Annotated in this window: 6 protein-coding genes; 2 read left to right on the top strand and 4 right to left on the bottom strand. The window is 42.4% G+C overall.

Going from position 1 to position 7,268, the window contains the following annotated elements; genetic code table 11:
* Positions 1-9 precede the first annotated feature (9 nt).
* Entirely contained in the window at positions 10-1,431 is a 1,422-nt protein-coding gene (gene sthA, locus KUL49_RS19995; RefSeq protein WP_014950712.1) for a Si-specific NAD(P)(+) transhydrogenase, read from the bottom strand.
* 178 nt (positions 1,432-1,609) lie between these two features.
* Positions 1,610-2,737, bottom strand: coding sequence for a fatty acid desaturase (locus KUL49_RS20000; protein WP_131138385.1), 1,128 nt, complete (start codon positions 2,735-2,737; stop codon positions 1,610-1,612).
* A 341-nt stretch (positions 2,738-3,078) separates the two neighbouring features.
* On the opposite strand from KUL49_RS20000, the gene fabR reads away from it, so the two are divergent.
* Complete coding sequence (fabR, locus tag KUL49_RS20005; protein ID WP_014977408.1) at positions 3,079-3,675, top strand: HTH-type transcriptional repressor FabR; 597 nt, start codon at positions 3,079-3,081, stop codon at positions 3,673-3,675.
* A gap of 120 nt (positions 3,676-3,795) precedes the next feature.
* On the opposite strand, the gene trmA is transcribed toward fabR, so the two are convergent.
* Positions 3,796-4,893, bottom strand: a complete 1,098-nt coding sequence (gene trmA / locus KUL49_RS20010; RefSeq protein WP_131138386.1) for a tRNA (uridine(54)-C5)-methyltransferase TrmA — start codon at positions 4,891-4,893, stop codon at positions 3,796-3,798.
* A 175-nt stretch (positions 4,894-5,068) separates the two neighbouring features.
* Here trmA and KUL49_RS20015 point away from each other — a divergent pair, with 175 nt between their 5' ends.
* Complete coding sequence (locus KUL49_RS20015; RefSeq protein ID WP_131138387.1) at positions 5,069-6,385, top strand: DUF5610 domain-containing protein; 1,317 nt, start codon at positions 5,069-5,071, stop codon at positions 6,383-6,385.
* Positions 6,386-6,460: 75 nt separating this feature from the next.
* On the opposite strand, the gene KUL49_RS20020 is transcribed toward KUL49_RS20015, so the two are convergent.
* Positions 6,461-6,925 (bottom strand): RNA-binding protein, encoded by a 465-nt coding sequence (locus tag KUL49_RS20020; RefSeq protein WP_131138388.1) that lies wholly within the window; start codon positions 6,923-6,925, stop codon positions 6,461-6,463.
* Positions 6,926-7,268: the final 343 nt, after the last annotated feature.

Below are 7,268 nucleotides of genomic sequence, written 5' to 3' on the forward strand. Positions count from 1 at the left end.
TTGTGTCCGTTAGAAAATTCTATTAAGTCCATTAATAGCAGCAACTCGATAAGCTTCTGCCATGGTTGGATAGTTAAACGTAGTGTTAACGAAGTAATCTATGGTATTGCCTTCGCCCTTTTGCTGCATGATCGCTTGGCCGATGTGAACAATCTCGGAGGCACGTTCACCGAAACAATGAATGCCCAAGATTTCTTTAGTTTCGCGATGAAACAAGATTTTTAGACTTCCTGTCTGCGTTGACGCGATTTGGGCTCTGGCCAAATGTTTGAACTGAGCTCTTCCCACTTCATAAGGCACTTTTGCTGCAGTAAGCTCTTGCTCTGTTTTACCAACAGAACTTATTTCTGGGATGGTGTATATGCCTGACGGAATATCTTCTACCAATGCCGAATGTGTTTTTATGCCAAGCATAGCTTCAGCGGCAAAGCGACCTTGGTTATAAGCCGCAGATGCTAAACTTGGATAGCCAATGACATCGCCGACTGCAAATACATTGTCTACGTCAGTTTGATAATTTTCGTTAACCTTGAGTTGGCCTCTGCCATCGGCTTTTAAACCAATATTCTCGAGTTTAAGTGTATCTGTATTACCCGTTCTTCCGTTAGCAAACAAGAGACAATCTGCGCGCATACGCTTGCCCGACTCTAAGTTTAAAATAACCGAGTCATCGGTAGCTTCAACCGAAGAATAGGCCTCATTGTGCCGGATGAGTACGCCATTGTTCCACAGGTGATAACTGAGTGCGTCTGATATCTCGTCATCAAGAAATGACAGTAAGCGATCGCGCATGTTAACGAGGTCAACTTTTACGCCTAGTCCTCTGAAAATACTGGCATATTCAGAGCCAATGACCCCAGCGCCATAGATAATTATTGATTTGGGATCGTGATCTAAAGATAGGATAGTGTCTGAGTTATAAATACGCGGGTGATTAAAGTCGATGTCTTTAGGACAATAAGGACGCGACCCTGTGGCAATAGCAATTTGGCCAGCAGTGACTGTATCTTTAGAGCCATCTTTACGGGTTATCTCTAACGTATGCGCATCTACGAAACTGGCTTCGCCGTGAAATAGCGTCACACGATTTCTGTCGTAGAAAGAAGAGCGAAGTCTAGTTTGGCTTTTTACCACACCGCTAGCATGGCGCATGATGTCAGAAAACGTAAGACTCTTACTTAAGTGGTTGTCGGCAAACAAGGGAGAAGAGTTATATTCAATAAGACGACTTACTGAGTGACGAAGCGCTTTCGATGGAATGGTTCCCCAATGGGTACAACCCCCTCCCACTGCCTCGTAGCGCTCAACAACCGCCACTTTTTTTCCGGCTTTGGCAAGCTGCATTGCAACGCCTTCACCACCAGGACCTGTGCCAATAACGATAGCGTCGTAATGATACGACGGGGCTTTGGTTTTTTGCTTCGTTGCCATCTTACTTTCCCATGTTGTTACTTTTGTAATGCGATGTCACCACTAGGTTAGCCGTAATACAAAATGAATGATTCTGGTTTTAGTATAACGACCTTATCCAACTATAGAATAAAAAAAACCACATAAGCAGACACTTATGTGGTTTTTAGCGTTCAAACGTATAAAAGAGGGCGTTAATTTACGCCATTTGCAATGACAAACTATGTAACTGTGTCCATTTCTCTTTCTGTACAGCAAAGGCATGTTTCAGCTCTTTGTACTTGTATGCAAGCTCAAGCCCCTCGATACTGCGCTTTAGGGTGCGTTGTTTAACGCGCATGACACGTTTTTTCGTGGCGTAGTATTCACTCATGCGCTGCATTAACAAGTCGTATTCTTCTTGAATGGTGTGCATCATCTCTTCAGCATTAGGCAGTAGCGATACTTTTTCACTTGCTCTTTGCAGCTGCATTGCTGCTAACGCTTTCTCGATGCGCTCTTCTGGCACTTTGCGAAGGTTGGATGTCAGTCCTACCAGTGATAATCCCTTAATAAGCCATTTTGTAGGATCAAACTGATACCAGCGAATGCCATTTCGGTAGTCGTACTCAAAGATGTGATGGTAATTGTGATAACCTTCACCAAAAGTAAAAAACGCAAGAATACCGTTATCACGTGCTGTGTTCTTATCGGTGTAAGGCTGGCTACCCCAAAAATGAGCAAGAGAATTGATAAAAAAGGTTACGTGATGCACTAGCACCAGGCGAAGTACTCCTGCTACCAAGATCATGCCTAATACGTCACCATTTAAATAGCCCAGAAGACCTGTGATACCAAAGTTGGCCGCCAGCACGATGGGCAAATAGTAGTTATGCTGCCACATCACCACTTTATCTTTTTGAAGATCTTTACAGTTACTGTAGTCATTGTAACGTTTGGCCTGATACTCACGCAACATCCAGCCGATATGCGCAAACCATAGCCCTTTCTTGGCAGAGTAGGGGTCTTTATCGTTATCATCAACATGACGATGATGAACGCGATGATCTGACGACCAGTGCAAAATACTATTTTGCAGCGCCATAGCGCCACCAATCGCAAGGATCACACGAACAACCACATTGGCGTCGTAAGTTTTATGCGACCATAAGCGGTGGTAGCCGGCAGTTATAGACATACCGGTAAAGTAAAATAGGAATATAGCCGCACCGATTTCTGCCCAATCGATGCCTTGATACGCCACCCATAGCGGCACACCAATAAACGCAATTGCGCCAGATATAATAAATACCAGCACATTAGTAAGGATAAGAGGAGGTTTTTTCATTTTATACAACTTGGCTTACAACTGTTCGCTAATTTATCTTTTTACGAGGCTTCAGGCAAGCAAAACCCCGATTAGTTCTGCTTACATGTGTAAAGTTTAATTATAGTAAAGCTATGCTAAAGCGCTCGTTAATTGTGGCTTTTTCTGCTTAATGCTTGTTTATAAAAGAGATGGTTCTGTTTCTCTTTCCCCACTGGTGTGTGTTGCGATAAACTACACATGCTAGTCTTTGATGTACGAAGTTTGATTGCGTTAATGGCTATACAGATGACGTAAGGGCTTCAACCCCAAGCGCTAAAAATCATCAAGCCGTTCAGAGCTAATCAACCTATGGTGCGAATGTGAGTCGACAAGAACAGAAATTAAAAACCCGCCAAAATATCATTCATGCTGCGTTTTCTTTGCTCGATGAAAACCGCAGCTTATCGGCAATCAGCTTGCGTGAAGTTGCCCGAGAGGCAGGTATAGCACCTACGTCTTTTTATCGACACTTCAAAGATATGGACGAATTGGGTTTAACGCTGGTGGATGAAGCCGGTTTAGCATTGCGGCAGCTTATGCGTCAGGCAAGGCGGCGTATAGCCTCTGGAGGCGGCGTAATACATACTTCTGTTGAAACCTTCATGGAATTTATTGCGGCAAATACAAACGTATTTCGTTTATTATTACGCGAGCATACCGGTACGTCGTCGGCTTATCGGTTGGCAGTATTTAGAGAGATTCAACACTTCATCGACGAGTTGACCGACTACATTATTGAACAGCAGGGCGTAGAATACGCATGCGCGCAGCTTCAAGCTGATGCTATGGTTAGGCTCGTATTCAGTGCAGGTGCTGAAGCACTAGAAGCTGATGATAAGCTTCGCCGCGAAATTGGTGAGAGAGTGAAAGCACAGCTTCGCTTCGTTCAAGTAGGTGCAACGCAAAAAAGCGTATAATTGAATTAGTGGCGATTGGCCTTTTAAGTCCACATCGTTTGCTCTAATCAAAGCCACCTTATTCTAATGTGTCTTCATAGGCCTTTGTGACTCCAAAGGCCTTGTCAATTTGTACCAAAACTAGCTTTTGCGTGTAAGTAAAACGCCAGCCTCAATGTGATGAGTAAACGGGAATTGATCGAATAGTGCTGATTGAGCAACGTCGTGAGTTTCACTTAAAAGCTCAAGATTTTGCGCCAACGTTTCAGGGTTACACGAGATATACACGATATTATCGTAATCCTGAATCATTCTAAGCGAGTCTTCATCCAACCCTGCTCTTGGTGGATCGACCAATACAGTTGTGAAATTATATGTACTTAGATCAATGCCTTCTAAGCGACTAAACGTACGTTCACCTTTCATAGCCTGAGTGAATTCTTCAGCGGCTAATCTGACTATCTTCACATTGTTAAGCTGATTTTGTTCAATATTAAACTGCGCAGCTTGTACAGAGGGCTTGGCTATTTCGGTCCCCACAACATTATCGAAGTGAAGCGCTAGCGGCAGTGAGAAGTTACCTGCACCGCAATACATCTCCAGTAAATCGCCAGAGAGCGGCTTTACGCAATCTAGTGCCCATTCAATCATGCTACAGTTCACTTCGGCATTGGGCTGAGTGAAGCTATTCTCGATATGCTTAAATATGAATTCTTTGCCATTAACGGGTAAGCGCTCAATAACAAAATCGTTGTCGATAATAAGCTTTTGTTTTCTCGCACGGCCGATGATGTTTACTTTCGGAAAGTGAGCCTCGAGTTTCGCCTTTAATTCTTTTGCAGCCTCTTGCCACTTCTCATCTAGTTGACGATGGTATAAAAGGCTGATGACAAGCTCGCCAGATAGTGCAGAAAGATAATCGATTTGAAAAAGCTTCTTTCTTAGCACCTCATTTGGTCTTACTTCTTCAAGCAACAAAGCCATAGCATGGTTTATTGCTTTACAAGCTGGAGGGAAACTATCTACGCGATACTTTTCTTTTGTTTCCTGGTCGAACATGATGTGAAATAAATCATCGCCCTCATGCCATACTCTAAATTCGGCGCGCATCCGGTAGTGCGTTGGTTGCGATGGGAATACGGACAAGTCAGGCGCATTGAACGGAGAAAGTAACGCAGTAAGACGTTCTACTTTTTCGTCCAACTGAACTTGATAGCGTTGTTGTTCGGTCGCGGTCATAAAATTCTCCATTCAATGTTAAGGTCGCGAATTGTAGTCCCTTATAAAATAACTGCAACAAGCGCTATCTACTTCTACGTTATTATTAAGAATGTCCCAGAAAAAAAGCTGTATTAAAATTAAACAATGCTGATTCTTTGCCGATAATAAGATTGAGGATAGTGAGGATCAAATTATGAACGTGGGTCAAATTAAGGCTTTTATGGGCGACCAAAAGGTTGATCAAAAAGCAGATCAAAAGGCATCAGTTCACCCGAACGAAATGTTGAAAAAGCAGTTACAGCAAGACGGATTGCAGCAAGCGGCTGAGTTTTCGAAACAACAAGCGGCATCAGTATCTGTTTCAAGTAGCCAAACTAGCATTGGCTTACGCGTGGTTAGCAGTAGCCTTAATCAAGCCTTGGAAATAGATGGGCAAAAACCGCAAGAAACCAAAGAGAAAAATATCGAAGATAAGTCGAACAGTTTGTTTGACTTTGAAAAGGTCGCCAGAAACGTACTTAAGTTCGTAGGTGGCGTTATCAGAAGTGCGGCAAACGGTGGCGCTAGCGAAGAAAAGCTTAATGGCTTATTTAGCCAAGCGAGAGAAGGCGTAAGCCGAGGGTTCGCGATGGCAGAAAAAGATCTCGCTGGTTTTATGAATGAAGAGATCGAACAAGGAATGACAAAAAGCCGCGATCTCATCGATACCGGAATTAACGATCTAGAAACCGATATATTTGGTCGCCAGCAACCAAATGCAGTCACACTTTCATCATTAAATGCTGTTTCTGCATCGGATGAGAAAAGCGGTAGCTTACTCATTCGAACTAAAGATGGGGATGAGGTGAGTTTTAGCTTCGAAAGCCTTCGTTCGTTTCAGGCGTCCCAGCAACTTAACTTCCAGGCTCAGGCTTCTCAGGAGCAATCTGGCAATAGTGGTGAGCAAAGTGAAAGCAGCTTAACGACGTCTTACACAGAACAAACGTCGTATCAATATTATGAGCGTAGCGGTATTAGCTTTTCATTGAAGGGCGAACTTGATGAAGATGAGTTAGAGTCGATAGCTGATTTGGTTGGTCAAGTTCAGGATCTCGCCGACACCTTTTACAGTGGTGACATCGACAAAGCATTTGAAGAAGCGTTGAGTTTAGGCTTTGACGATAAAGAGTTAGTTGGCTACGCGTTACAGTTGAATAGAACAACACAGACCGAAGTACTAAAGACGTATGAGAACATCCAACATTACAATGAAGATAAAAGCGACAACACGAAGTTCGGTAATGTGGTTAGTCCAATCGCTCAATATCTAGAGAAGATGATGGATACCTTTGCTAATGCTGAAAGAACGTTAGAAAGTAGTGAAGACTACAATGCGTTAATAGCTGGCATCATTAACGAAATGGAAGATGTACAGGTTCCTGATCTTATATCTGCCATAAATAGATTTCGATCTTTTAACCAAACTCTATTAGATAGCCTTCCTCAATCTGCTGAAACCAGCGAGAGCTAATGCTTATGATAATAAAAAGCCCGAAAGCGAAAGCTTACCGGGCTTTTTTACATTACTGAAAACTACGAATAAGAATTACGCGTGTTCGACTTTGTCTTTTGCAGGGCGAACTTTTAACGTTCGTTCCAGGAAGACCGAGTCGTTAGTTTTATCAATAACACTACTGAGATCGTCTGTGACAACTTCGATAAAACCGTAGCCTTTCCGTTTTCCAGTTTTACGATCCTTCATTAAACGAACTGATTGCACTTCAATAAAGCTACTGAAGTATTCCTTTACTGCGTTCTCATTTGCCCTGTAAGGCAAATTACCCACATATAAAGTTTCTACTGATCCGTCACTAGAATGTGCTCTGGCATCTGAGGAAGATGGACTTTGAATAAGAGACGCTAGCCAAGGAGTAACAATACCACTGATCAGCAGAGCTGCTGATACAGTTAATGGAACATGGACGTTCAAACTAGCAGAAGAAAATAACAAGTAACCTGCAATTGCAAAAATAGCGCTAATAACAGCGCATTGAATAAAGCCTACTTTCATATACCTACCTTTCTATTGTTTATTATGGTGTTGGAGGCTGTACATAGTTTACTCATTTGTAACAAATTGAACAATAAAATGTGAAAAAACTAGTCTAAAGATGGATTGAGTACCTAGAAATGATGCAGAAATGAGCGGTTAACACCAAAAGTGGTGTAAAAAGCAAAAAAATCCAATTTAAGTGTTGATCTTTCATAAGAGGTATCTATAATGCGCTCCACGTTCTGAGGGGGCTTCGAGAAAAACAAAGCCAACTTAGCAACAAGTGCGAAACCAAGTTTTCAAGCAAATAAAAAGTTTAAAAACATGGTTGACATCGAAAATAAACGATGTAAAATGCGCA

The organism is Alteromonas sp. KUL17 (assembly GCF_006538305.1).
GTDB classification, from domain to species: Bacteria; Pseudomonadota; Gammaproteobacteria; order Enterobacterales; family Alteromonadaceae; genus Alteromonas; species Alteromonas macleodii.

What these genes read in the sequence shown, in the direction of transcription:
- trmA (WP_131138386.1), bottom strand. Translation starts at nt 4,893, where the DNA reads ATGACCGCGACCGAACAACAACGCTATCAAGTTCAGTTGGACGAAAAA.
- KUL49_RS20015 (WP_131138387.1), top strand. Translation starts at nt 5,069, where the DNA reads ATGAACGTGGGTCAAATTAAGGCTTTTATGGGCGACCAAAAGGTTGAT.
- sthA (WP_014950712.1), bottom strand. Translation starts at nt 1,431, where the DNA reads ATGGCAACGAAGCAAAAAACCAAAGCCCCGTCGTATCATTACGACGCT.
- KUL49_RS20000 (WP_131138385.1), bottom strand. Translation starts at nt 2,737, where the DNA reads ATGAAAAAACCTCCTCTTATCCTTACTAATGTGCTGGTATTTATTATA.
- KUL49_RS20020 (WP_131138388.1), bottom strand. Translation starts at nt 6,925, where the DNA reads ATGAAAGTAGGCTTTATTCAATGCGCTGTTATTAGCGCTATTTTTGCA.